General features: G+C 60.3%; 23 protein-coding genes and 1 pseudogene. 14 read left to right on the top strand and 10 right to left on the bottom strand.

The window, feature by feature from the left end:
* Positions 1 to 126: 126 nt before the first annotated feature.
* From J6525_RS40415 to pyk, 5 genes are all read left to right on the top strand, one after another.
* Positions 127 to 1,380, top strand: coding sequence for a Tm-1-like ATP-binding domain-containing protein (locus J6525_RS40415; protein ID WP_225648821.1), 1,254 nt, complete (start codon positions 127 to 129; stop codon positions 1,378 to 1,380).
* On the top strand, positions 1,367 to 2,197 hold the full coding sequence (locus J6525_RS40410; RefSeq protein ID WP_225648820.1) for a phosphoenolpyruvate hydrolase family protein: 831 nt from the start codon (positions 1,367 to 1,369) through the stop codon (positions 2,195 to 2,197). Before J6525_RS40415 ends, J6525_RS40410 begins: the two co-directional genes overlap by 14 nt.
* A 30-nt stretch (positions 2,198 to 2,227) precedes the next feature.
* Positions 2,228 to 4,006: an FAD-dependent oxidoreductase gene (locus J6525_RS40405; protein ID WP_225648819.1), complete on the top strand. Its 1,779-nt coding sequence runs from the start codon at positions 2,228 to 2,230 to the stop codon at positions 4,004 to 4,006.
* 343 nt (positions 4,007 to 4,349) lie between these two features.
* Positions 4,350 to 4,826, top strand: coding sequence for an Lrp/AsnC family transcriptional regulator (locus J6525_RS40400; protein WP_225648817.1), 477 nt, complete (start codon positions 4,350 to 4,352; stop codon positions 4,824 to 4,826).
* 114 nt (positions 4,827 to 4,940) lie between these two features.
* On the top strand, positions 4,941 to 6,353 hold the full coding sequence (gene pyk, locus J6525_RS40395; protein WP_225648816.1) for a pyruvate kinase: 1,413 nt from the start codon (positions 4,941 to 4,943) through the stop codon (positions 6,351 to 6,353).
* A 274-nt stretch (positions 6,354 to 6,627) separates the two neighbouring features.
* Here the strand turns inward: pyk and J6525_RS40390 are convergent.
* From J6525_RS40390 to J6525_RS40380, 3 genes and pseudogenes are all read right to left on the bottom strand, one after another.
* Positions 6,628 to 6,723 (bottom strand): annotated as a pseudogene (locus tag J6525_RS40390) (non-homologous end-joining DNA ligase); the annotation flags it as partial.
* A gap of 1,148 nt (positions 6,724 to 7,871) precedes the next feature.
* Complete coding sequence (locus tag J6525_RS40385; protein ID WP_225648814.1) at positions 7,872 to 8,171, bottom strand: hypothetical protein; 300 nt, start codon at positions 8,169 to 8,171, stop codon at positions 7,872 to 7,874.
* A gap of 608 nt (positions 8,172 to 8,779) precedes the next feature.
* A complete protein-coding gene (locus J6525_RS40380) occupies positions 8,780 to 9,115 on the bottom strand; it encodes a hypothetical protein (RefSeq protein ID WP_225648811.1) in 336 nt (111 codons plus the stop codon).
* A gap of 174 nt (positions 9,116 to 9,289) precedes the next feature.
* Here J6525_RS40380 and J6525_RS40375 point away from each other — a divergent pair, with 174 nt between their 5' ends.
* Both J6525_RS40375 and J6525_RS40370 read left to right on the top strand, forming a co-directional pair.
* Entirely contained in the window at positions 9,290 to 9,577 is a 288-nt protein-coding gene (locus J6525_RS40375) for a hypothetical protein (protein ID WP_249796328.1), read from the top strand.
* A gap of 381 nt (positions 9,578 to 9,958) precedes the next feature.
* Positions 9,959 to 10,471 carry a PRC-barrel domain-containing protein gene (locus J6525_RS40370; protein WP_225648809.1) on the top strand — a complete coding sequence of 171 codons (513 nt, stop codon included), beginning with the start codon at positions 9,959 to 9,961 and terminating at the stop codon, positions 10,469 to 10,471.
* 268 nt (positions 10,472 to 10,739) lie between these two features.
* On the opposite strand, the gene J6525_RS40365 is transcribed toward J6525_RS40370, so the two are convergent.
* Positions 10,740 to 10,967, bottom strand: a complete 228-nt coding sequence (locus J6525_RS40365; RefSeq protein WP_057019402.1) for a hypothetical protein — start codon at positions 10,965 to 10,967, stop codon at positions 10,740 to 10,742.
* A 224-nt stretch (positions 10,968 to 11,191) separates the two neighbouring features.
* Between J6525_RS40365 and J6525_RS40360 the strand changes: the two genes are divergently transcribed.
* The 3 genes from J6525_RS40360 (at position 11,192) to J6525_RS40350 (ending at position 13,458) form a co-directional block, all read left to right on the top strand.
* Complete coding sequence (locus J6525_RS40360) at positions 11,192 to 12,301, top strand: DUF1236 domain-containing protein (protein ID WP_225648808.1); 1,110 nt, start codon at positions 11,192 to 11,194, stop codon at positions 12,299 to 12,301.
* A gap of 25 nt (positions 12,302 to 12,326) precedes the next feature.
* A complete protein-coding gene (locus J6525_RS40355) occupies positions 12,327 to 12,644 on the top strand; it encodes a hypothetical protein (RefSeq protein WP_092089229.1) in 318 nt (105 codons plus the stop codon).
* Positions 12,645 to 13,230: 586 nt separating this feature from the next.
* Complete coding sequence (locus J6525_RS40350) at positions 13,231 to 13,458, top strand: hypothetical protein (RefSeq protein ID WP_225648806.1); 228 nt, start codon at positions 13,231 to 13,233, stop codon at positions 13,456 to 13,458.
* 92 nt (positions 13,459 to 13,550) lie between these two features.
* On the opposite strand, the gene J6525_RS40345 is transcribed toward J6525_RS40350, so the two are convergent.
* On the bottom strand, positions 13,551 to 13,916 hold the full coding sequence (locus tag J6525_RS40345; protein WP_225648805.1) for a response regulator: 366 nt from the start codon (positions 13,914 to 13,916) through the stop codon (positions 13,551 to 13,553).
* A 693-nt stretch (positions 13,917 to 14,609) separates the two neighbouring features.
* On the opposite strand from J6525_RS40345, the gene J6525_RS40340 reads away from it, so the two are divergent.
* The 3 genes from J6525_RS40340 (at position 14,610) to J6525_RS40330 (ending at position 16,587) form a co-directional block, all read left to right on the top strand.
* Positions 14,610 to 15,992: a carbohydrate porin gene (locus tag J6525_RS40340; RefSeq protein WP_225648804.1), complete on the top strand. Its 1,383-nt coding sequence runs from the start codon at positions 14,610 to 14,612 to the stop codon at positions 15,990 to 15,992.
* Between the two features lie 44 nt (positions 15,993 to 16,036).
* A complete protein-coding gene (locus J6525_RS40335) occupies positions 16,037 to 16,231 on the top strand; it encodes a hypothetical protein (RefSeq protein WP_225648801.1) in 195 nt (64 codons plus the stop codon).
* 191 nt (positions 16,232 to 16,422) lie between these two features.
* Positions 16,423 to 16,587 (top strand): hypothetical protein, encoded by a 165-nt coding sequence (locus J6525_RS40330; protein ID WP_176731287.1) that lies wholly within the window; start codon positions 16,423 to 16,425, stop codon positions 16,585 to 16,587.
* Between the two features lie 600 nt (positions 16,588 to 17,187).
* On the opposite strand, the gene J6525_RS40325 is transcribed toward J6525_RS40330, so the two are convergent.
* The 5 genes from J6525_RS40325 to J6525_RS40305 form a co-directional block, all read right to left on the bottom strand.
* Positions 17,188 to 17,415 (bottom strand): hypothetical protein, encoded by a 228-nt coding sequence (locus tag J6525_RS40325; RefSeq protein ID WP_082653959.1) that lies wholly within the window; start codon positions 17,413 to 17,415, stop codon positions 17,188 to 17,190.
* A 74-nt stretch (positions 17,416 to 17,489) separates the two neighbouring features.
* The gene (locus tag J6525_RS40320; protein WP_225648844.1) at positions 17,490 to 17,765 is read right to left on the bottom strand and encodes a hypothetical protein; all 276 of its coding nucleotides are present in this window, start codon (positions 17,763 to 17,765) and stop codon (positions 17,490 to 17,492) included.
* A 375-nt stretch (positions 17,766 to 18,140) separates the two neighbouring features.
* On the bottom strand, positions 18,141 to 19,589 hold the full coding sequence (locus J6525_RS40315; protein ID WP_225648843.1) for a TAXI family TRAP transporter solute-binding subunit: 1,449 nt from the start codon (positions 19,587 to 19,589) through the stop codon (positions 18,141 to 18,143).
* A gap of 1,137 nt (positions 19,590 to 20,726) precedes the next feature.
* Entirely contained in the window at positions 20,727 to 20,984 is a 258-nt protein-coding gene (locus J6525_RS40310; RefSeq protein ID WP_092089301.1) for a hypothetical protein, read from the bottom strand.
* 43 nt (positions 20,985 to 21,027) lie between these two features.
* Positions 21,028 to 21,228 (bottom strand): hypothetical protein, encoded by a 201-nt coding sequence (locus J6525_RS40305; RefSeq protein WP_082653958.1) that lies wholly within the window; start codon positions 21,226 to 21,228, stop codon positions 21,028 to 21,030.
* A 494-nt stretch (positions 21,229 to 21,722) separates the two neighbouring features.
* Between J6525_RS40305 and J6525_RS40300 the strand changes: the two genes are divergently transcribed.
* A partial coding sequence (locus J6525_RS40300; RefSeq protein ID WP_225642577.1) for a transposase occupies positions 21,723 to 21,940 on the top strand: 218 nt, incomplete at its 3' end.

The following is a 21,940-nucleotide window of genomic DNA, read 5'->3' as shown; positions in this document are numbered from 1 at the left end:
TGCCGGGAACTCTCGCTCTCACCGCTTCTACCCAATCTTACCCATTTGGAGGCCTCACCGATCTTATACCCGGGTATAGCCGGGTCTAGACCACCTGTTGTTAGGAATGGTTCTGGGAGGAAGATCGTGTCTCACCATTGTACGGACGGCCAGAGGTCGGCCCGGGATGGTAGCCTGTCCGAACTGGCGACTGGATCCGCGACTACGGACGCGGTCGCGATTGTGGCCACGCTGGATACCAAGGGCCGCGAGGCATCTCATCTCGCCGACATTATCGAGGCCTGTGGCCGCACGACCATCCTGATCGACGTCGGCACGAAGAGGGATGACGTCGACAAACAAGCCGATGCGAAGGCTCCGGCCGAACTCTTGAAGCGGATTGCTGAAAGGACACGCGTTAGGGTTGGTGACCTCCTGGGCTCAGGAACGATCAGCGCGATTGTCGGGGTTGCGGGGGGCAGGGGGAGCGCGGTTTTCGGCGAGGTTGTGTCCGAGCTGCCTTATGGCTTTCCGAAACTTCTGGTGAGCAGCGCAAGGCCTGCGCTACTCGCCGAATTGGCCACTCACAGCGACATCATCCTCTATCCGACGCTGGTCGATCTCTTCGGCATCAACGCCTTTACCACAAGGGTGCTCGAGAATGCGGGGCGGGCCATTGCGGCCACGCGCTATGCTCCCGTCAAGCTTGGACGAGACAAGAAGATCGTTGCGATCACTGCGTTCGGCGTGACCACGCCAGCGGCCAACCAGTGCGCAGCGCGCCTTGCCGACGCCGGCGTAGACGCCATCGTCTTTCCGGCGAACGGGGCGAGCGGCCGTAAGATGGAGCAGCTGATCGCGGCTGGCGAATTCGACGCCGTCATTGATTTGACCACAACGGAGCTCGCAGACGAAATCGTTGGAGGCACCGCAAGCGCCGGTCCGGATCGGCTCAAGGCAGCGTCGCGGCAAAACATTCCGCAAGTGATCGCGCCCGGTGCGGTCGATATGGTCAATTTTGGCCTGCCATCGAGCGTTCCTGATCAGTTTCGCGCTCGCCAGTTCTACGCCCACACGCCTTACACGACGCTCATGCGCACAACTGCATCTGAGAACGCGAGCATTGGCCGGTTCACGGCAGAACGCCTATCGCAAGCAAAAGGACCCGCGATTGTCCTTTGGCCGGCGAAAGGGGTGTCCGATTACGACCGCCCAGGCGGCATCTTCTACGATCCCGTCGCTGACAAGGCTTGGCTGGATGCGGTCAAGGAACATCTCCCCGCGCACGTCAGGGTCCGCGACCTGAACTGTCACATTAACGATGGCGAGTTCGCCGAGGTTGCCGCGGCATGGATCCTGGAACAACTCACGCAAGGAGGTTCATCCCATGCGGATGTTTGAGCGAACCGAAATTCTTTCCAGGATCGAAGGACAGGTGGCGGAGCGAAAAGCAATTATCGCGGCAGGTAGTAGCTGCGGCCTGGTCGCCAAATGTGCCGTTCTTGGAGGTGCCGACATGCTGGTGGTCTACTCGACCGGCCTGTCGCGTCTGATGGGGCTGCCCACGAGCCGGATTGGTGATTCCAACGCACGCACGCTCGAGCTTGCGGCGGAAATTCGTAATGTGGTGTCTAGCGTGCCGGTGGTTGGCGGCATCGAGGCTTGGGATCCTCTCCGGCTCGACCTCGATGCTCTTTTGGACAAGTTCTGGGCTGCTGGGTTCTCCGGCGTCATCAACTACCCAACGATCTCCACAATGGGTGACAACTGGCGTGACCGCCGCGGCCGCATCGGCCTCGGCTTTGAACGTGAGGTCGAACTGATCGCTCTCGCGCGCAAGAAGAATATCTTTTCGCTCGCCTATGTCGCAAGCGCTCAAGACGCCAAAGCCATGGCAAGTGCGGGGGCCGATTGCATCGTCCCACATGTCGGCGCAACGCGCGGCGGCCTGGTTGGTCACGAGGACGGCCAATCCATAAAGGAGGCGATCGGGCGCATCAATGAGATCAACGCGGCGGCGCGAAGCGTCCGGTCGGACGTTCTCTCGCTTTGTCATGGCGGGGCAATTGCCGAGCCTGAAGATACGATCGAGGTCTATCGAACGACCGAGTGTGTCGGCTTTGTTGGCGCATCCTCAATCGAAAGAATTCCAATTGAGCGGGCAGTGAAAACAGCGGCGGCGGAATTCAAAGCTGTCCCGCTTCCGCAAACCCACTGACGTTCACTGCAATACGTGCAGCGAGGCCGCATGACCACACCAAATGACCGAGCTAAACCTGACACGATCGCGTTCACCTCCAAAGGAGGAACGAGGCCGGATCAGGACTGGGAAACAGATGTCCTCGTGATCGGCAGCGGCGCGGCTGGATTGTCGGCGGCGCTCTATGCGGCAAAGGCCGGGCTGCGCGTCATTGTGTGCGAGAAATCTCCACGTCTTGGTGGAACGACGGCCCTGTCGAATGGCATGATCTGGGTTCCTTGTTCTGCTCAAGCGCGCGCGGCTAACATCGCTGACACCATCGCCAATGCGAAGACATATCTGCAGCACGAACTTGGCGTTCATTATCGCGCGCAATTCATTGATGCTTATCTTGAAGACGGCCCAGCGGCGCTAACGGCCCTCGAGAACGGCACGAGCGTCAAATTTACCCTGGCCTCTACGCCTGATTATCACTCGAGCCAACGTGGCGGCGCTGATAGGGGGCGGGCACTGAGCCCGGCCGCTTATGATGGGCGGCTTCTAGGCAAGGATTTCGATTTGATCGGCGACCCCATTCGGGTTGTGCTCGGGGGCATGATGATCTCATCAAGTGAGGTGAGAAGCTTTCTCAACCCGCTCCAATCTGTTGCGTCGCTCAAACACGTCCTAACTCGCCTGAGCCGTTATGCGCGGGATCGGCTCAGCTTCAGGCGTGGTACTGAGCTCAGCGGAGGGAATGCCTTGATCGCGCGGCTGCTGGTGAGCCTGCGCGAGTACGGCGTGGAGATTTGGCCATCCTCTCCGGCGCTCGAACTCATCAAGGAAGGCGGGCGCGTCACGGGTGCCGTCGTCAAGCGGATCAACCTCGATGTCCACGTGCGTGCCTCGCGTGGGGTTGTTCTCGCAACTGGCGGCTTTGCCCGGAACGCGCAGTTGAGGACGCACCTCAGTGGTGCACATCAGCATGATCTTACCTTGGCCCACACCGATGTTAACGGTGACGGCATTGGGCTTGCAACGGCGCTCGGGGCGGCCATCGACAAAGATGTTGCATCCGCCGGCTTCTGGACCCCAGTCTCAATTCTGAAACGCGGTAGAGGGGCGCAGGTCGTCCCATACGGCTGGCTCGACCGCGGCCGTCCTGGGGTCATTGCTGTCGGTCCAAATGGCAGACGTTTTGTCAACGAATCGAATTCGTACCACGATATTTGCCTGGCAATGTTTGAGAACGGATATCCAGCAGATAAGCGATTTTACTTCATCTGCGACCACCATTTCGTGCGATTGAGGGGCATGGGACACCTGCTGCCATGGCCCTGGACGTTGAGCATCGGCAAATATGTCCGGCTTGGCTACATCAAGACAGGTGAAACGATTTCGGAGCTCGCAAAGCAGCTGGGACTAGATTCCGCTGTGCTTCAAAAGACGATCGAGGAACACAACGTGCACGCTGCCCAGGGGCGGGATCCGCTCTTTATGCGTGGGGAATCGGCTTTCAATCGCACCCTCGGCGATCCGGCCGTGGGAAAAAATCCAAATCTTGGACCAATCAAAGACGGGCCATTTGTCGCGTTGCCAATCGTTCCGGCAACGCTCGGCACGGCGACCGGATTGGCGACCGACAGTTACGGAAACGTCCTGGATGCACAAGGCAATACAATCCAGGGGCTTTACGCGTGCGGCAACGACATGACTTCGCCGATGCGCGGAGTGTATCCCGGGGCAGGCATAACAATCGGTCCCGCCATCGTATTCGCATATCGCGCCATCAACGCAATAATGCTTTCCGCAGATCAGGAGCAAAAAGCCGTCGCTTCGGGAGCTTGATCGTCAACCACATTCGTGCGTCGCGGGGGAATATGTATTCGGGCCCGGGCGCGCATCGATAGAACCGGACTCGGACGGCCTTCTCATCAGCAGCTCTCGGCGGACGTGGGTCCTGGCGGCCGGGTTCGAGCGTGGTGAGCCCGGCGGACGGGAGATCGCCGCGCCAACTGTGTTCGATGTATCGCAAAGAGCTGGGGTCCCAATGGGTGTTCCAAGGCATATGACAGCGGAAATCGATCGTTCAACAGCTTGGCTGCGCGGTGACGAATCGAAAATGTCAGGACAACCCGCGCAGGCGTCCGTGTCCCCGGCGCGATCGCCATCAGCTGGCCGCGAGACAGTGATGCAACTCGACAAGATCGATTTTCGTCTTCTTGATCTCGTCCAACGAGACAATCGCCTCTGTAGCGAACAACTTGGAGCAAAGGTCGGCCTATCCGCATCCGGAGTGCAACGTCGGCTGAAGCGCCTTCGATCCAAGGGTATCATAGAGGCCGACGTTTCCATCATTTCCCCAAAGGCAATTGGGCGGAATGTGACGGCAGTGGTCCTCATTTCCTTAGAGCGCGCGCGTGCCGACACTGTTGATCGCCTCAAGCGACAAATTCGCAAGATGCCTGAAGTGATGAGCGCATTCTACGTTACTGGTCTTGCCGACGTCGTCTTGCTAGTTACCGTGAACGATATGGAAGATTACGAGCGGTTTGCCCGGCGTCTTACCGAAGAAAGTTCAGACATAAAGCGCATTGAAACTATGGTTGTCATGGATCGATTCAAAGCAGGATTCACCTTGCCGATAGCGTCCATCGCATGGTGCTGAGCGACTGACGAGGGGAGGGCATTGGGGTGCTCAACTGCCGGCGAACGCAGTCCGCAAGCGTCGGTTTTTGACATTATCGCTAGATCGATCTCATTCTTTCAGATGGGGGATACGTTGCGTCGCTCGCGTCGCGCCAAGATCGTGGCAACCGTCGGTCCGGCAAGTGCCGAGCCTGAGAAGATACGTGCTCTCTATCTTTCCGGTGCGGATGTCTTTCGGCTAAACTTTAGTCACGGAAGCCATCAAGACCATGCCAAGGTCTATATGTGTATCCGTGAACTCGAGCGAGAGTTCGGCCGGCCGATAGGCGTCCTGCAGGATCTACAAGGCCCAAAGCTTCGTATCGGCTCCCTCGAAGACGGCGGGCTGGTTTTGCGTGCTGGTGAAACGGTCCGCTTTGTGATCGATGGAGCCAAAGGAGCAAAGCAATCGATACCCTTGCCTCATCCGGAGATTTTTGCAGCCGCGCACCCCGGACAAGAACTTCTCATTGATGATGGCCGGGTGCGCTTGCGGATCACCGAGCCAGGAGACGCAGAAATCGTTGCGCAAGTGGGGGTTGGAGGCCGGATCTCGGACCACAAGGGGGTCAACGTACCGGGGGCGATGCTTGACCTATCTCCGCTCAGCAGGAAAGATCGCGCCGACCTCGCGTTCGGCATTGATCTTGGGGTCGACTGGGTGGCCTTGTCCTTTGTTCAGAAACCGTCCGACCTGATCGAGGCACGCGCCCTGATTGGCGAGGCCGCAGGTTTGATTGCCAAAATCGAGACGCCGATGGCGCTCGATCGCATCGACGACATCATCAGCCTGTCAGACGGCATTATGGTCGCGCGCGGTGATCTTGGCGTCGAAATCCCGCCCGAGGAGGTGCCAGGCCGGCAAAAGGAGCTCCTACGCGCCTGTCGGCGTGCCGGAAAATTCGTCATCGTCGCAACGCAAATGTTGGATTCCATGGTGGCTGGGCCGACGCCGACGCGGGCCGAAACCTCAGATGTCGCGACCGCCATCTATGATGGAGCCGATGCTGTGATGCTGTCTGCTGAATCAGCAAGCGGGGCCTACCCGATTGAATCGGTGGCCATGATGGATCGCATCATCAAGAGCACTGAGCGGCATCATCTCTATCGGCCACTGATCGAGGCTTCTCGAGCCGACGTGGAGAGCACCCCTTCGCATGCCGTCGCGGCCGCGGGGGCAGATCTTGCCGCTACAATTGGCGCCGAGGTCATCATCGGCTTCACGGCGGGCGGGACGACGGCCGCGCGGATCTCGCGCAGCCGGCCGCCGGTGCCGATCCTTGCCCTTACTCCGGATGAAAGAGTGGCGCGGCGCATGAGCCTGTTGTGGGGGGTGCACAGTGCCGTGTCCAGCGATCCTTCTGGCTATGAGGAGATGACGCGGATCGCCTCGGCGACCGCGCAGCGCGAAGGCTATATTCGGCTGGGCGAGTTGGCTGTGGTCGTCTCTGGAGTGCCGTTTGGACTTAGAGGCGCGACAAACAATCTTCGCGTTGTCGTATGTTAAGACTAGTCCTTGAATGGCTCTGGCTGCTCATGATGCAGCTCCTTGATGGCCACGCAGCAGAGCTTTGGTCGGGGCAGTAGCTTGATTGCGCGTTTGGGAGGCGTCGCCGAAACGATGAATCGTAAACCGCCCCTTAATATGCTCAGCGTTCTGAACCTTCGCGGTGTCGGGCAAGACAACAAATGCCCCTCGAAACGTGTGGCGGGTCCGGGTGCGCCGCGCTGATCCAGCGCGGATTATCGCGGCAGCTACGGCGCGGCGCGCTCATAGATCCTCAGCGCACGCTGCAGAAGAATGGCGGCCGCGTCTTGCCCTCGGCGGATTTGGCGCGGTACTCGATCTCGGTGAGCAGCTTCGGCTCAATCCAGATGGCGTTCTGTACTTGGATGGGCTCGGTAACCTGCACGGGCCTCTTTTCGCAATCGCTCCGTCTTCCTCACAGCAATGCTTGTCGAGAGGATCAATTTGCTTGGAAAGCAAGGAACTCGCTCATGGCGCTCGCCTCCTATGTTACGCAGGCGGGAGCACTACCGGGCTGTCTGCCACCGACGCCCACGGATTACCCACGGCCGATGATGATGGAACAATGATCCCTCCCGGAAATAGTTGGGAGGAGCTTTGCTCTCCCATGGAGAACTCCGGGCACAATCTAGGCAATTCGCTGCGGGGATTAGGACACTTGATGCCGTCTGACCTGTCCGACCGTCATGTCCAACGCTGCGATGTGCTCAGCGCTCAATGGTCGTTGAACTAAGCCAACCGCCCATCCTTCCGGGACAACGTCCAGCACTCGGTCAAGGGCCTCCTCGCGTGGGGTCGCGGCAAGCCAAATCTGAACTTCGCCGTCATCGGTTGTCACGCGGACCAAATGAATTTCGCTAGCCGGCTGCATAACCGTAAAACCGTGTCTGAGCGGGTTGTCTCTAAGCAGAAACTAAGGCCTATTTTTGGTCAGTTAGTAACAGGACCCCGTTGGAGCGGTTATGACCAAGTCCCGATGCTGTCCCCCACGGCATCCGGAAACCAACGGAAGCTGAGCCCCAGCGACGTGCCGCGCGCTGGGGCTACTTCTTTGAGCTGGGGCTACTTCTTTGAGCTCTCACGCGAAAGGATCCTTACCAGCCTGGGTCATTCTGACCAAGGTGCCGCTCTCGGGGCCACTTCTTCTCATCGACCGCGTCTTAGCCCGGCCCAGTATTGCGCCGGCGGCGCCGCGTCCTGGTGGATCATCGGGTAGCTGATCTTCTCAAACTAGATCCTGCCATCCCGCATCGCGTGGTCCGGCCAGCGCTTTCTCGGGACCGGCGTGATGCCCGTCATATTCAGCGGCCACCCATTTCCAGTCAGAGTGACTATAGAGCGCGGCCCAATGTTGGACTGGCTTTGGCGCACTGCTCGCATTTGAGGGCGCCTGAAATGATGGTAGGGCTGAGCAACGCTCTTGAGACGCCGTGATGACATGAAAACTGTACCATGATCATCTAACGACTACGTAGCGGTACGGCAGGGGCAGGCGTCTCAGAACCATTCGCCCGGAATATACTGGTCCAATAGCAATACGATCAGACCCGTCAGAAGGCCAACACCGCTGAAGATTGCAACGGAGACCAGCGACTCGATTTCTGCGATCGACCCTGACGACGCCCGGGGAAAAAATCTTGCAAGCACTGCAGCCATGTCAATCTCCGGTCGCCGGAGCGGCGCTCCGACAGCAAAAATCGCAGCAATCATTTTCAAAATCGGTCTGACTGTTACTTTCGTCGAATAAGAAGTCAAGCTACCTACCGTGGCTCCGCAACTCACGACCTCAAAACTCATTTAGTCCGCTGCCTCGGCGCCGTTTCACTTCACGGGAATTTTCCTTTCGTCCTCGTCGTGCTGTTCCCATCTTTGGGGTGACTCAACATGCGGCCCGACGTCGGCCCCGCGACGACCGCAGAGCATACAGGCAAATGGAGATCGAGGCGGGAGAGCCCGGTGCGATCGGGCCACTGGCCGATCTTGGCTGGCGTGAGCTCGATCGAATGGCTACAGCCATGGCCCGAGTAGTAGGCGAGGAGACCGCGGGCGGCGAACTGGCGCGTCGCCCAAGGCGATCTTGCGCCAGCCATGACGGTCGCTGCCTATGACGGTGTGCAAGAAGGGCGGCGCCGGCTCACTCATCTTGTGGATTTAGTGCTGTCTCCGCGGATGAACTCACGGAGCTTTTGCACGATCTCGTTGGCTATTTGTCGATTAATCAAGAACTCGTAGTGCCCGACCGGGTGTCACCACGGTGAATATGCCAGTCTCGGAGTCATCGTCGATTGCCAGCCCCCCGAGGCATGAACTTGGATATCCTCCAAGTCCTCGCTGGAGTTAAGCGCGGGATTGGTGTCTTCATTGCTTGCCATCTTTGCAGGCTAGCAGACCATCCTTGGCATGCCTCAGGTCTGCGGCCGACGAAATGGGACAACGTCGCCGTCAGCCGCGCGGATCGCCACGCGGGCCATCTCGAGCGGATCGAACCCGAGGTCAGCCACGGCTTCTGCCACACCCTGGCGGTTCAGTTCGGCCACGATTGCCTCAGTCACCTTCATCAGTCGGGCTGTTTGGGCGGTGGTGTCCGTCATGAGGCCTGGCCTGTGGCCGCCGATCAGGAGGTTGGCGGCAGAAGAGGGGTAATTTTCCGCTATTCGACTATGGATTAGGCGCTGACCGAAACCATCACAGCGGCCAAACCAAAAGCGCCGCCCTGCGGTCTTGTCGTCAAAATGGCTCATATAAAAATCAGATGATAAGCTAGGTCAACAACTGCATCCTCGTTCCATATTGCGTTCCTTGGCCGCCAAAATACCTCGTTGAACGAAATCAGGAAGCAGCCGTTCTTTGGGCCGCCGCCTTGCTGTTTCCGATCAAGTGGCCAGAGGCGTTTGGGTTCGTCCTTGATCGAAGCGATGACCTGCGGAACGGCTGTGATTGCCTACCGAGTGGGCTCGGTGCCCGAAGGGGTGGACGGCATCACCGGCTTTATCGTGGATAACGAGGGGCAGGCGATCAGGGCGGTGAACGAACGGACCGGTTCAACAGAACAGTGCTCCGCGCCCGGTGCGAGGAGCGCTTCCTGCGAGCCGGATGGCGAAGGGGTAAGAACGCCGATATCGCGAGCTGCTCGATCGGGACGGCGCGAAGGGTTGGAGAAAGGGGCAGCCACATCTCGCCAGCCGTCCGAACGGCTTCGTTGAGTTGCCGGACTCGCATGAAAACTATTCTTTCCGCCGCGGCGACTTTGTTCTTCTCGCGACAGGCGCACTGGAGGCGAAGTGCTTCCTCTCCCAGCCGAAGGTCCAGCTAGCCCGGCGACTGCGCGAAGCAACCGAAAGACTGTTCGAAGCCGGTGGTCCGCGCTTCCGCCGGCTTGCCTCTGCTGCGAAGGCCAGGCAATTGCCGTCCGGCTCGTGAGCACCGAAAGTCGACAGCGGGCCTCAGTCCCGATCCTATGAAGTATGGAGCGAATCTTTTGCGGACGGCCCGTCCGACTGAAAGAGCGATCAGGAACAAGTGGCAATCGCGGACGTTGGGGCCGGGCATCTGAAAGGTGCGGCTCACGTTGGAGGAGATAATCGATGAAAAGCTTTCTTGCCGTCGCTCTGCTCGGCACTGCCGTAATCGGTGGCGCTGCATTCGCGCAGTCCACTCAGCCGGCCGATCGCGGCGCGCCGGCGGCCACCGCCCAGCCGGCCGATGCGAAGATTGCGCTCAAGGGCAATTGGCGCGCCTCGAAGCTGATGGGCCTGAAGGTCTACAACGAGGCCAACGAGAAGCTCGGAGACATCAACGAACTGCTCGTCGACAAGAGCGGCAAGATCAACGCGGTGGTGATCGGCGTCGGCGGCTTCCTTGGGATGGGCGAGCACGATATCGCCATCTCGATGGACAAGCTGAAGTTCGTCGAGGAGCCGGTCCGGACCAGCTCGAGCAGCACCTCGACCACCTCGACCGACACCACCACCGGGGCGGCTTCGACTAACACGACGAACCGCAATGCGAACGATTGGGTCCCGGACCACGCCGTCATGAGCGGCAACAAGGAGCAGTTGAAGGCACTCCCGCAGTTCAAATACTCGGACTACAATTAGGACGACGAGAGTTCACGGAAAAAGGGCCCCATGCTGGGGCCCTTTTTTCTGCCCGGCGGCCAGCGCCCAGTGGGTCCAGAAAAGCTCGCCTGGATTGCGGGCGAGCCTTTCATGCGAACGACCGTTCGCTCTGTATGTGAACTATCCAATAGCCGCCGCCGCCAACAACGAGCGCGACGGGAATGGCCCATAAGATCAGTACGGGCGTCTTCTCCTCCAGTGGCTGTCAGAACGTTTTCGCGAGGCCGGCTCGGCCCGCGATAGCCGTTTACTGTTCGGTGCAGACCTTGGTGGTCTTCACGGCGGTCTCGGCTTCCGTCTTGGTCTTGTAGACGCCGTCGCCCACGACCGTCGTCGTGGTCGTCGTCGGCTTGGTGTCGACGACGGTGCATTTCTTGGTCGTCGCGTCGCGAACGATGTAGAACTCGGCGGCGCTGGCGGCCTGGGCGCCGAGGGCGAAGGCAGCGAGAGCGCCGCATACGATCAGCTTCTTCATGGTGTCTCCTCCAATGGCTTCTAAGTAGTCACTTCCAACGAGGAGGCGCGCGCGAAGTTCCGTTTCTCCCGGTAGCCGGAAGGCACGCTGCCGCGTCGCTGGACCAATTTCTCGCGGTTCGAAGAACGTCTGGCTGCGCCCGTCCAGCTAATTTGCCGAAACTCCTCCAGAGGAACCCGGCCCTTCGTCCGGTGTTGTTCGGCGACCAATTAGGAGGATTTCAGATGAACAAGCGTTTATTGTTGGCTACGACCGCCGCAGTCGCGCTCGCGACTTCGGCTCTCGCACAATCTTCTCCGAGCACGTCGAGCTCCAATCCGCCAGCTGCGCAGCGTCAACAGGATTCCACATCGGCACCGCCGTCGTCTTCGACGCCGACACCGACGTCCAACTCCGCTTCGGGATCGGCGCAAACCAATCCTTCGACGAATTCGGCCCAGACGCAGCCTTCGTCATCGACCGGCCAGAGCGCGGCGGGCCAAACCTCCAACTCCGGGACGGGCACCAACACCACACAAGCGCCCGCGTCGAACAACTCTACCAACAAGGCGCAGACCAGCCAGCCCTCCAACCAGGCCAATCCGCCTTCGAACCAGGCGCAGACCAACCCGCCTGCGAACAATCAGACGCAGAGCGCGAACCCACCGGCTTCGGGCACCAGTCAGGCGCAGTCTCCGACGGGTAGCAATTCGACCACCACGGCCCAGCAGCCGAACAGCCAGCAGAACACGGCCGATCGCTCGTCGAACACGAACGTGAATGCGTCCGTGAACATCAACGATCAGCAGCGGACCCGGATCAGCACGTCGATTTCACACCTCAACGTGCAGCCGCTCAACAACGTGAACTTCTCACTGTCGGTCGGCACGGTCGTGCCGCGCGATGTACGGCTGCAGCCGCTGCCCGCGGAGGTCGTCGAGATCGTGCCCCAGTATCGGGGCTACGACTTCGTGCTGGTGAAGGACGAGATCGTGATCGTGGAGCCCTCCAGCTACAAGATCGTCGCGGTGCTGCCGTACTCGGGTCGCTCCACGGCCGCGGCGCCGGCGCGCACCGAGCAGCGCAAGACGACGTTCACCGATAGGGACCGCGAGGTGATCCGCAAGCACGCCAAGGCACGGCCGGTCGAGCGCGAGCGCCGCACCACCGGCAGCACGGTTCGTACCGAAATCCGCACCGGAGAGCGCGTGCCGGAAGACGTGGAGATCGAAGCGTTCCCCGAAGAGGTCTATCGGGATGCTCCGACTCTTCGCGAGTACCGGTACATCAACCGGGACAGCCGGACCTACATCGTCGAGCCCCATGAGCGCCGCATCATCGAAGAGATCGACTGACCTGGCTAGGGAAGGAGAACACCCCATGAAAACCATCATACTAGGAGCTTTCGTTGGAGCCCTGATGGCGTCGTCTGCGACTGCCGCCCCTCTGGCGCCTGCGGCCATCGCGTCGACGGAGGTCGCGGGCATCGAGCAGGTGCGACTGGTCTGCAATGAGTATGGCCGCTGCTACCGGACCCGCGGCCCCCGCTATGTCCAACGCTACTACGACGAAGACGACGGCTATGCGGTCCGCCGGAGCTACGGCTACTATAGCGGGCCGGGCTACTACGATCGCGGCTACGGCTACTACGGCGGCGGCCCAAGCATCGGTTTTAGCTTCGGCACAAGGAGCTGGTGATTTAGCAAGAGGGCCGCTCCCAGAGCGGCCCTTTCCACGGGATTGCGTTCCCGCGGGGACAAGATGTCTGCTGTTGCGAAGCTCCTGGGATAGAAGGACAGTCGCTGGCGCGGTTCGAAGGCGACCCCGGCTCGAATGGGCGCGCCGAAATCCAGGCGCTGCTCGCCAAGATCGACATCTCGCTGAGTTGCTCGCTACCTCTCGGCACCCATGGTTGCGCCGCTGCACGCGATGAAGAATAACCCTGGAGCGGAAGGGTTCGAGGGCTGGATCTTCGCCTCGCGGCTCTTACTTGGCGGATGAAGGCCCAGTTCGGGGCGCTTGAGGCTGTGAGGCGGGGCCAGTTCGGGGTTCGCCCCTTGGGGCGGGGCAAACCCGGTGCTCGCGCCAGCGTTCCCCCTGCGCGCTGCGACGTTTTTATCGAGCAGCCGGGAAAGGGGGCCGTCTGTGGCCGCCCCGGCTGTCTTCCGCCCGGCGCTGGCAGGCAGCCCGGACGCAGGTGGGCCAGTCCGCGAAAGCCAAAATTGGCTGCCAAGATGCATGCTCGCTCAGCACGGTGCTATGCTGCGCTCTGCAGGGAACAATAATGGCCATCTACCGAATACTTCAAAACTCGCCGCTGGGGCCGGAAGAGATCACCCGGCTTTCGAGAGCCTACGAACAGGCCCTGCGTACGATCGGCGTGCAGGATCGCAACGACCCGCTGACTGAACTGATTGCCAAGAAGATCATCGAGATCGGTCAGACCGGTCTCAAGGACCCCGCCGAGATCTGCGGTCGGGCCGTCGAGCAATTAGGCCTGCCGAAAGGATGATCGAGGGAAAGGGCGTGGTGATCAAAGCGACGGATCAGATCGCGGTCCAGGCTACGGCGATCGCGGCCAAGGCTCGGCGGTGAGGAGAGCGGCTAACCCGGCCGCGCCCCCTTTTCTGCGCCGAACTCCCTGATCATCCGAACAATCTCGTCCGGATGGAAGGGCTTATGCACGATGCGGCTGCCGGGGACGGGACGGGGTGTGGCAGGAGAGAAGCCCGTTGCGTAGATGACCGGCAGTTCCGGATCGTGCTCTCGGCAGCGTTCCGCGATCTGCCATCCATCGAGCTGTCCGGGCAGCCGGACATCGGTGACCAACACGTCCGCAACGTGGCGCTTGCACCACGCCAGTGCCTCCTCCCCGGTGCTCACGTGGATCACGTGGTAGCCTGCCTCGCGCAGCGCTTCGACGATCAATTCGCGGATCAGAGGGGCGTCCTCGATAAGAAGTACGCTCACTGGTAGCTCATATCCGATAGCTTTGTTACGCATGTCGAACGGCCAAAATGCGGAGCCGTTCCTGACGGATAGCCCCCGATTGGGCCTGTTCTGGCTTGCCTCGCGGCGCCGGCGGGGGGCCGCTTTCGTGCGTGGCGAATGTGGCGGCGCGGACGGCTGCGGTGCAGGGGCAGGCTGCTGGGGAAACGCGGCTGACGACTGATCGGCTCCGCCATGCGAGGCTCAATAGCCATTGGCTGGAGGTTACATCCTTCGAATACTCACATCGGCGGTGGACTTCTCTTCATTCGGCACGAGGCCGGTCGGCACGCTACAGCTTGGCCGCCGCCGCGGACGCATCCGTCGGTTTGGTGAAAGAGGGCAGAAGGCGGTGGCTGCTGCTGGGCACCGCCCGGCTGGAGATCCCAATTCCCGGCGAGCCGTCATCCGAGGCGCCGGTGATCGGGCCTGGATCGAGCCGCTGAAGGAAACTACCCTGGTTCTTGTTTGGTTGAGGTTCTGATCGTTGTGCCCTTCGGCCGCTGCAGCGTCCTGCTATCGTTCGAACCTACATGGTTTTGGAACATCAACTGCGGATCGCATCCTGTGTGCTGTTTCGTACACAAGGCGTCCGCCGCGTCGACAAGCACGTGCCGTCGTGCCGGTTGCCTCGCTGTGCGAAAGCTGCAACATAAGAACGGAGGTGCGTGGCGCATGCGCGGTTGGGCAAGTCTGATCCTCCTGTTGCTGATCTGCGGGAGCGCTGCGGCTCAGGAGGACAAGAAGACCGACGATCTCAAGCCGAACGATCCCGACACGGGAGAGAGCACCGTCCAGGAGACGACGCTCGGCGTGTTGCCCAATCCGTTCGAAAAGCAGGGCGTCAAGTTCGCCGTCACCTACATCGGAGAGGTGCTCGGAAATCCATCCGGCGGCGCGAAGCCCGGCGCCGTCTACGAAGACCGCTTCAATTTCGCCGCCGACCTCGATTTCGAGAAACTCGTCGGCCTTCAGGGACTAACCTTTCATGCCAACGTGTTCCGCATCGACGGCGGAGGTCTGTCGCGCGGATCGCTCCTCAATTATCTCGATGTTAGCGGCATCGAAGCGCTGCCGACGACCCGTCTGTACGAGATGTGGTTCGAGAAGAAGTGGAACGACGATAAGATCGCCTTGCGAGCGGGCCAGCTCGCAGCCGACTCGGAGTTTGCCACCTCCAAATATACCGACGTCTTCACGAACGCGTCGCTCGGCTGGCCGGCGATATTCGCGCTGAACATGCCCAGTGGGGGTCCATCGCCGCCTCTCGCCGCTCTAGGCGCTCGCTTCCGCGCCGACGTGACCGACAACCTGACGCTCGTCGGAGCAGTCTTCGACGGCAACGCGGCGGGCCCTGGGCCCGACGACCCGCAGCTTCGCAATCGCTACGGCATCAATTTCCGGATCAACGATCCGCCACTAACGCTGTACGAAGCCCAATTTCAGTGGAACGCCAAGAAAGGCGATCCTGGCCTGGCCGGCAAGCTGAAACTAGGCGGTTGGCGGCACTTCGGGAACTTCAACGACCAGAGGTTCGACACGTCCGGGCTATCTCTCGCTGATCCCAGCACTACGGGAATCCCCGCAACTTTCGCCGGCGACTATGGGCTTTATGCCGTCTTCGAGCAGAAGCTCTTCCGCGTAGGACACGATTACGAGCGTGGCATCGGCGTCTTCGCGCGAGCATCCTACAGTCCGCCCGCCCAGAACCTGATCGACTACTATGCGGATGGTGGCGTTGAGTTCATCGGTCTCTACGAGGCGCGTCCCCACGACAAGCTGGGGATCTCGGCAGCCTACGCACATGTCTCGCCTCGGGCGCAGGCTCTCGATCGCGACTTTCAGGCGGTCTACGGACCCGCCTGGCCCGTTCGGACTTCGGAGACGCTTTTAACGGCAGTCTATCAGTACGAAGTCCATGCCGGAGTCACGCTGCAGCCGAACTTTCAGTTCGTGCGCCGCCCCGGCGGCGGCGCAACGGATCCGCTCAGCAACATGAAAGGTCTCCGACTCAAGGACGCATCGGTCTTCGGCCTCCGGACGGTGGTGAAGTTCTGAAGGCGTTAGGGCGTAGCGAGCGGCGAAAGACAACAGGCAAGCTTATGGATCACCGTGTCGGCCAGTCCGACAAGCTGTCGCACATCGTCGCATGCCCGGGTGACTATTTGACCCGGGCCCACTATGCGGTGCCGTTCTGGTCGGTCGGCCGGGGCATGTTCGAACTTGACGCGCTATTGCACCCACCATTGGTCAAGAGTTCCTATCTCTCCACCGGGCCGAGCCCGCCCTGGCGGTAAACGGCCACGATCGGGAACGAATTTTTTCGAACGACGTTTGATGACGCGGAGCCATCGCCCGCCGTTCACAACGGCGCCTGTCGCGGATAGCCAAAGGTCATTTTGACCCGCTGTTATTCTCCACTAGCGCTCGCGCGGATAGCCAAAGGCGATGGCTGCCCCTGCTCAGCCAACCGACGTGTCGGAATGCGATGGATGACCCATACGATCTAGTGCTGGCCATGTTCGGCGTGGTGGTCGCCGCCGTCATGCTGCTAGCCGGCGAGCTCTATCTTGTAACGCGGCAGGACCCGCCAGAAAAAAACTTGAAGCCTCCCTCCATCGTCACATCCTCGATTGAACGGCAACGGCTGTAACGAGCTTCGGAATTGTTTTTGTGGTTGCGATCGGTTGGAAATTCGCGGTGCACGCTTCCTTCAAATCTCTTTGTCGAGCTTCGTTACGGTATTCGTTGCGATTCGACCGACCGAAACCGCTGTCATATACCGGTCTCCACCGCTGGAGACCAATTCCGGTGATCTCCTGGCGCGCATCAAATCCGGACGTTACATCGCGCCGCCGGTGCGACGGCACTATATCCCGAACGCGGATGGGACCGAATGGCCACTCGGCATACCGACATTGGAAGACAAGGTGGCACAGCGGGCTGCTGCTGGAGCCGATCTATGAGACCGACATCTTGTCGTGCTTGTACGGCTTCCGACCGGAACCGATCGGCAGCCCGCTATATGGCCAGTTCACTGAAGGGCTTGGGACACCAGCTCTGTCGGCTGCCAGCGCAATGCTTCGAGAGACCAGTGCCAGCTCCGAGCCGAGACGGATCCCAATTCGAGCTTGGACAGGAAATCTCGCCGGTTTTAAGTAGTGACTCCGACCTCTGAACGGCGGCTCCAGGGCCAAGTAGAGACATGGCTCTAGCACATGGCTGGACTAGATCACGGGCAACGCCGTCCAACTCAGATGGCGGCTCCGGCCAGCAAGGAAGCGCCGCCAAGCGCGACCATCACAAGTCCAGGCCAGTTCGATTTGATGCCGAAGCCGCTACCCGGTCCTTCAGGTTCCAGCGTGTCGCGCCCAGAACGAAGCCATCTTCCACCGCTGAATCGGCCTCGCCAGATTGGCTGATACGCCATCTGGAGTACGCCGCCGAAAACAAGGAACACACCAAGCCATATCAGGGTCATGCTCTCCTCCTACGCACCAGTGAACGCCAACAAGGAACCGTGGTCCGTTCAACGTCTGCACGCTGCTCTCGGAATTAGAACGACCTTGAAAGCCGCTGGCCGAGCGCGCCGCGCGCAGATTGAGGATGGTCCCGCTCGAAGTGCAGGCTTAGGTCAAACATAAGCATCCTGCTCAGTCTTCGTCCGGCTCGCGCACAACCGGCTGTTCGTCGGGTTCGATTCTCTTCGTCGTCTTGCTCTTCGTCCTCTTCGTCGTCGTCGGGATCTCGGGGGGGCATCGTGTTGCCCACGATCGTGAAGACACGCCAGTCGATCCTGGTGGAAACTATCTCGGGGGTTTGCAAGGTCATGTTGCTGCTCCTCGGATGTGACCCGGGGCACTTTACCCCTTTGTCGGAGGGGCAGTTACGGAATTAGCCGGCGCGGCCGAGGTCCGATTTTATCTCCGTCAAGTGTCCCTGAGATCAGTGTTCGAGATCGTCGGATTCGGGGCCAAACTCCGACGGCAATCACCCTCCGTCCGGGCGAGCAGAACGACGGTCGAGCACAGCAGCCGTAGCCATTCCAGGAGCCGAAAGGGCCTTCCAGGCTGGCGCCTTACTGCGGCCCGGCTTACAGGGTCTGCCATAGTTGCCGAGGTGCGTCACGGACACAGGCCCAAGTCCTGACTAGTGCTGGCCCTTGGCCGGTCCTTTTAATTGACGACACCAGTGCCGATCGCGGTGTCAGGTTTCGCCCGGCCGGATCATCCTTGCGGCGTGAGGCTGCGGTGTATCGCCCCGCCGCGAGCCTGTTTCGGGCTGCGCCCTTTGCAGCTCCACTCGCCGCTCCACGATGGCATGCCTCAACAATTCGAGCACAAGGCCGAAGGCCGCGAGTTCCTCCTCCTCGATCGCGCCGTCATCGTAACATTCGAGGGTTTCACTGATGATGGCATCGGCCTCTCCCTGCAAAGCCAGCAGTTGCTGATTTGACTCCGCGGCCCGCGCGCTGGAGACCATCGCCAGGATTCTATTGCGATGACCGGTATTTTCCTCCCTTTCGTCCCGATTCAAATAGCGACGCAACCAAGCTCCGGCCGAACCGATCCCGGAGAGAAGCAGGAGCGCGAACCAGAAGTAGTCGCCGTACCGGTCGAGGAAAGTGCGTTCGTTGCCGTCGATGACGGCCGCCGCTCCGCGATGTACCGGCAGCTCGGCGTCTTTCTCAGTGTCTGGCTTGGTGATGTGCGCAGCACCAGGCACTTGCCTGGCAATCGCCTGACGGATGGCGAATAGCTGCCGGAAAAAGGCCGCCACGGTCGCTTCAGACAGCGTCTTTCGCGCCACGACTAGGTGGCTGACGCTGACCGTCTCAACCTTGTCGTCCGGCCAAGCCGGCTTCGCATTAAAGACGCTGGGTGGAATTTCCTCAGATTCATAACGAGGGTGCTTCAAAGCGATGGCTTCCGAAGTGTCGATCGGGAGAAACTTCGGCTCACCTCGCGCGCGGGCCGTTGCGGCGATGGCCTCGGACGTGATTTTACTGTCGAGCGGACCGACCGCCATGAACGCATCGATGGTCAGGTCGCGCGCCAGCTCATCGATGTGGTCCGTGCCAAAGTGCGAAAGCCCGACCTTGTCCACCTCAACGCCGGAGGCGCTCAAGATGACCCGCAGCAGCGTCGCGTTCGCTGGTGTCCTGCCGATCACGCCGACACGATGCCCTGCGAGGTCGGCAATCTCCTTGATCTTCGGTCCGTGTTTTCTCCTGGCGCTCTGGCCCGCAAGTCCGGAAGGCGACCACAGCACAACGAAGTTCTTGCGTACCGTGGCAACTGTCTGCGCGTCGGCCGGCATCTCCAGATCACCACGGCCGACCGCAAGGTCGACCTTGCCAGCACCAAGCAGAGCGATGGCTTCGACTGCCCCCTCTGTCGCGATCGGAGATAACCTGATAGTTCGGCTTTCGCTCGCGAAAGCATCGGCCATCGCCTGAACTACCTTGTGATCGTTGCTTCCCGGCGGTCCAACTGCAATCCGGAGAACTTCCGGCTGCAACGCATAATACAGAGCGCCCGCTGCGGCCCCAAAAAACAGAAATCCAATGACTAAGACCAGCAGTAAGGAATTGCTCCTTCTCCGCAATCGGCGGGCCGCCTCACTGGTTTTACTCGCATCGTTGGACGAGAACATTGCCGCTGCCAGTCGGGATCCAAAGCAATTCCTGCTTCCCAGATACCGCGTTTTTCCGAGAATAACGTCGTGGTGGATGCCTTGGTTCATGTTCATCCGGCGAACTGAATGGCTTTTTGGGGCGACTTGCCGGGCTGCGGAGCACTCCTGTGCTGCGGGAACGAGCGCAGTGGCCGGCGGCGGCCATTCCTGTCGATAGCCGTTTGGCTCCTGTTGCGCGGATCTTGGAATAAAGTCTGGCGATCGGGAGAAAGTGACGCGACGCGATTTACCCGTGGGATTCTAGAAACTCGCGCTTACTCTGATGATTCGAAAAGTTCTTTAAACCGAGTTGGCCTTCGATCTTGCGGCAGCCCGCGGTCCCTGACGGCATAGGTGCCGTGCTTCCTCTTTCCCGCTCGGCCAAATGCCGGACGGTTGCGCCGAACATGTACTCCTGGGGGGCGCGCCCAATGAGGAGCAGGAATCGAAGAGTGGGCAAATCGTCAATAAGGTTGAGATACGGAACAGAGCAGGTCTATCGCAAGTCGGGGGTGTGGACAGGAATGACTCGGATTGTTCCTATTGTCATCCAATTCGAGGTAGCTTTGATGCAGGCTAACCGGGGACTTCATTCCGTCAAATAGGACTCGAAATGCTAGTTTGCTTGCTTTGCCGGCGCCCACCACGCGTCCCGTCTTTGAGGGGACTTTCCTGATCCGGTCGGCCCCGAGCTGGCTAAGACGCACTTTATCGCCAACTCGAAAAGTCGCTGCGTCGGCTTGCAAAAGATCGATCCCCTCTGCTGAGACAGCCGCAGCTTACGTGATTCTCACGCTCGGACCGCTATTTAGGATCGTTACTCGTAAGTGGCGGATTTCCGTCGGTAGGCGCCGAGCGCTGATCCCTTCGTGGCCGTGAGTCGAGAAGATCCGGTAGCGGAGGCAGTTGCTGACGCGGTTTAGCACTCGGAGCGCTGGCAGGATGCTTCTGGGCCATCTCCGTCTGCCTACGATTCATCGCAAGCCCAATTAGCCCGGCGATCACCAGTAATGCACCCGCAGCGATGAGCCAGTGGGGTAGCTCCAACCATCCAATCGCGGTCTTGACTGCATCCATCTATTTTTTGCCTTTAGACCGCCCTCCAGCCTCGGGTAGTCATCCCTTAATAATGAGACGACCCAGAAACGCATTGCAGGCACGCTCGGCTTCAGCGAACGTGCTAAAAGGCGATCCGGCTACTTGAGCCGCGGGCATATTCACAAAGTCGGGGCGGTATGACGCAACAAAGCCCGGTTCTCCGTGCAATCCCGCTCCACTTCGGCTCTCACTGCAGATAACGAATGAATAGTCGTCGCTGCTTGCGATCCATATCTCCAGATCGCCGGTGTTGACGCGGCTGAAGTGCAGGGCCATTTCACCCTCCACCGGGCGGGCCAAACTTGGTCCTCTGTGACGCTCAATCTGCCTTGGTGCGGCCGGCGGCTTCGGCCTCCCGCGCCAGCCGTTCTGCCTTTAGGCGTTCTCGATTCTCGTGGAATGCCTTCTGCGCTTTAGCGTAATCGGTCAAAGCTTCCTTGGCTTCTGCCTGTCTGAATACCTTGCGGGCTTCTCTCTCTGCGCCTGTTGGTGTGCTCCTTCGCTCTCGAACGTTGACCATTGCGCTGAACTCCTTTCCAGGCTCAAAACAACGCGTGGCGCTAGCATTCGATCCTATTGGTCAACTCATCTGACCTTAGTCTGCACGCCCAACTCCACCAGCCGACGGCCTCGAGTGGCCGGGGGCGTCTGGCTGCTGGGGGCCCATGCGGTTACGGCGCCAATGAAGTCATCAGAGAGCCGCAAGGTGCGCGCGGGGGCGCGTCCCGTTGCGGGCGTACTGGACCAGCGGTGCGCCTCCATCCAGTGCGTCGGGGAGGAGACGGTAGACCACCCAAGGGCTCTCGCGGCAACCCGTCCTGCTACCGTTGCCCGCGTCGCCGTCTTCTCGCGTATATTAACGAAGTCGAGGACCCATGGCGCGGAACGGCCAGACGCCGACCTCGCCGGCCGGAAAGGCTCGCACTGCCACCTAAGAGCCTGACTGAAAAATGGGTGAGTGATCTCAGTGGGGTGTGATTCCATCGGATTTGCAAAGATTCGAGGGAGAGCACGATGCCCTGGACCAAGATCACTCGGGAGCAATATCGGCGGGACGATCTGCGTTATGCAAGCGATATGACCGATGCGGAGTGGGCGCTGATCAGACGCCTGTTGCCGCGAGCGAACCGGCGCGGCCGGCCGCGTAAGACGGAGCTGCGTCGTGTGATCGAAGCGATCCTCTATATCGTTTCGACCGGCTGCCAGTGGCGGGCGTTGCCGCAGGAGTTCCC

The organism is Bradyrhizobium australafricanum (genome assembly GCF_020329495.1).
Classification (GTDB): domain Bacteria; phylum Pseudomonadota; class Alphaproteobacteria; order Rhizobiales; family Xanthobacteraceae; genus Bradyrhizobium; species Bradyrhizobium australafricanum.
This window is presented reverse-complemented; position numbering and strand designations above follow the sequence as displayed.

Coding starts and splice junctions, on each gene's coding strand:
- J6525_RS40410 (WP_225648820.1), top strand. CDS start 1,367: ATGCGGATGTTTGAGCGAACCGAAATTCTTTCCAGGATCGAAGGACAG.
- J6525_RS40405 (WP_225648819.1), top strand. CDS start 2,228: ATGACCACACCAAATGACCGAGCTAAACCTGACACGATCGCGTTCACC.
- J6525_RS40400 (WP_225648817.1), top strand. CDS start 4,350: ATGCAACTCGACAAGATCGATTTTCGTCTTCTTGATCTCGTCCAACGA.
- J6525_RS40385 (WP_225648814.1), bottom strand. CDS start 8,171: ATGAGTTTTGAGGTCGTGAGTTGCGGAGCCACGGTAGGTAGCTTGACT.
- J6525_RS40380 (WP_225648811.1), bottom strand. CDS start 9,115: ATGAGCCATTTTGACGACAAGACCGCAGGGCGGCGCTTTTGGTTTGGC.
- J6525_RS40375 (WP_249796328.1), top strand. CDS start 9,290: ATGACCTGCGGAACGGCTGTGATTGCCTACCGAGTGGGCTCGGTGCCC.
- J6525_RS40370 (WP_225648809.1), top strand. CDS start 9,959: ATGAAAAGCTTTCTTGCCGTCGCTCTGCTCGGCACTGCCGTAATCGGT.
- J6525_RS40365 (WP_057019402.1), bottom strand. CDS start 10,967: ATGAAGAAGCTGATCGTATGCGGCGCTCTCGCTGCCTTCGCCCTCGGC.
- J6525_RS40360 (WP_225648808.1), top strand. CDS start 11,192: ATGAACAAGCGTTTATTGTTGGCTACGACCGCCGCAGTCGCGCTCGCG.
- J6525_RS40355 (WP_092089229.1), top strand. CDS start 12,327: ATGAAAACCATCATACTAGGAGCTTTCGTTGGAGCCCTGATGGCGTCG.
- J6525_RS40350 (WP_225648806.1), top strand. CDS start 13,231: ATGGCCATCTACCGAATACTTCAAAACTCGCCGCTGGGGCCGGAAGAG.
- J6525_RS40340 (WP_225648804.1), top strand. CDS start 14,610: ATGCGCGGTTGGGCAAGTCTGATCCTCCTGTTGCTGATCTGCGGGAGC.
- J6525_RS40335 (WP_225648801.1), top strand. CDS start 16,037: ATGGATCACCGTGTCGGCCAGTCCGACAAGCTGTCGCACATCGTCGCA.
- J6525_RS40330 (WP_176731287.1), top strand. CDS start 16,423: ATGGATGACCCATACGATCTAGTGCTGGCCATGTTCGGCGTGGTGGTC.
- J6525_RS40325 (WP_082653959.1), bottom strand. CDS start 17,415: ATGACCCTGATATGGCTTGGTGTGTTCCTTGTTTTCGGCGGCGTACTC.
- J6525_RS40320 (WP_225648844.1), bottom strand. CDS start 17,765: ATGACCTTGCAAACCCCCGAGATAGTTTCCACCAGGATCGACTGGCGT.
- J6525_RS40315 (WP_225648843.1), bottom strand. CDS start 19,589: ATGTTCTCGTCCAACGATGCGAGTAAAACCAGTGAGGCGGCCCGCCGA.
- J6525_RS40310 (WP_092089301.1), bottom strand. CDS start 20,984: ATGGCCCTGCACTTCAGCCGCGTCAACACCGGCGATCTGGAGATATGG.
- J6525_RS40305 (WP_082653958.1), bottom strand. CDS start 21,228: ATGGTCAACGTTCGAGAGCGAAGGAGCACACCAACAGGCGCAGAGAGA.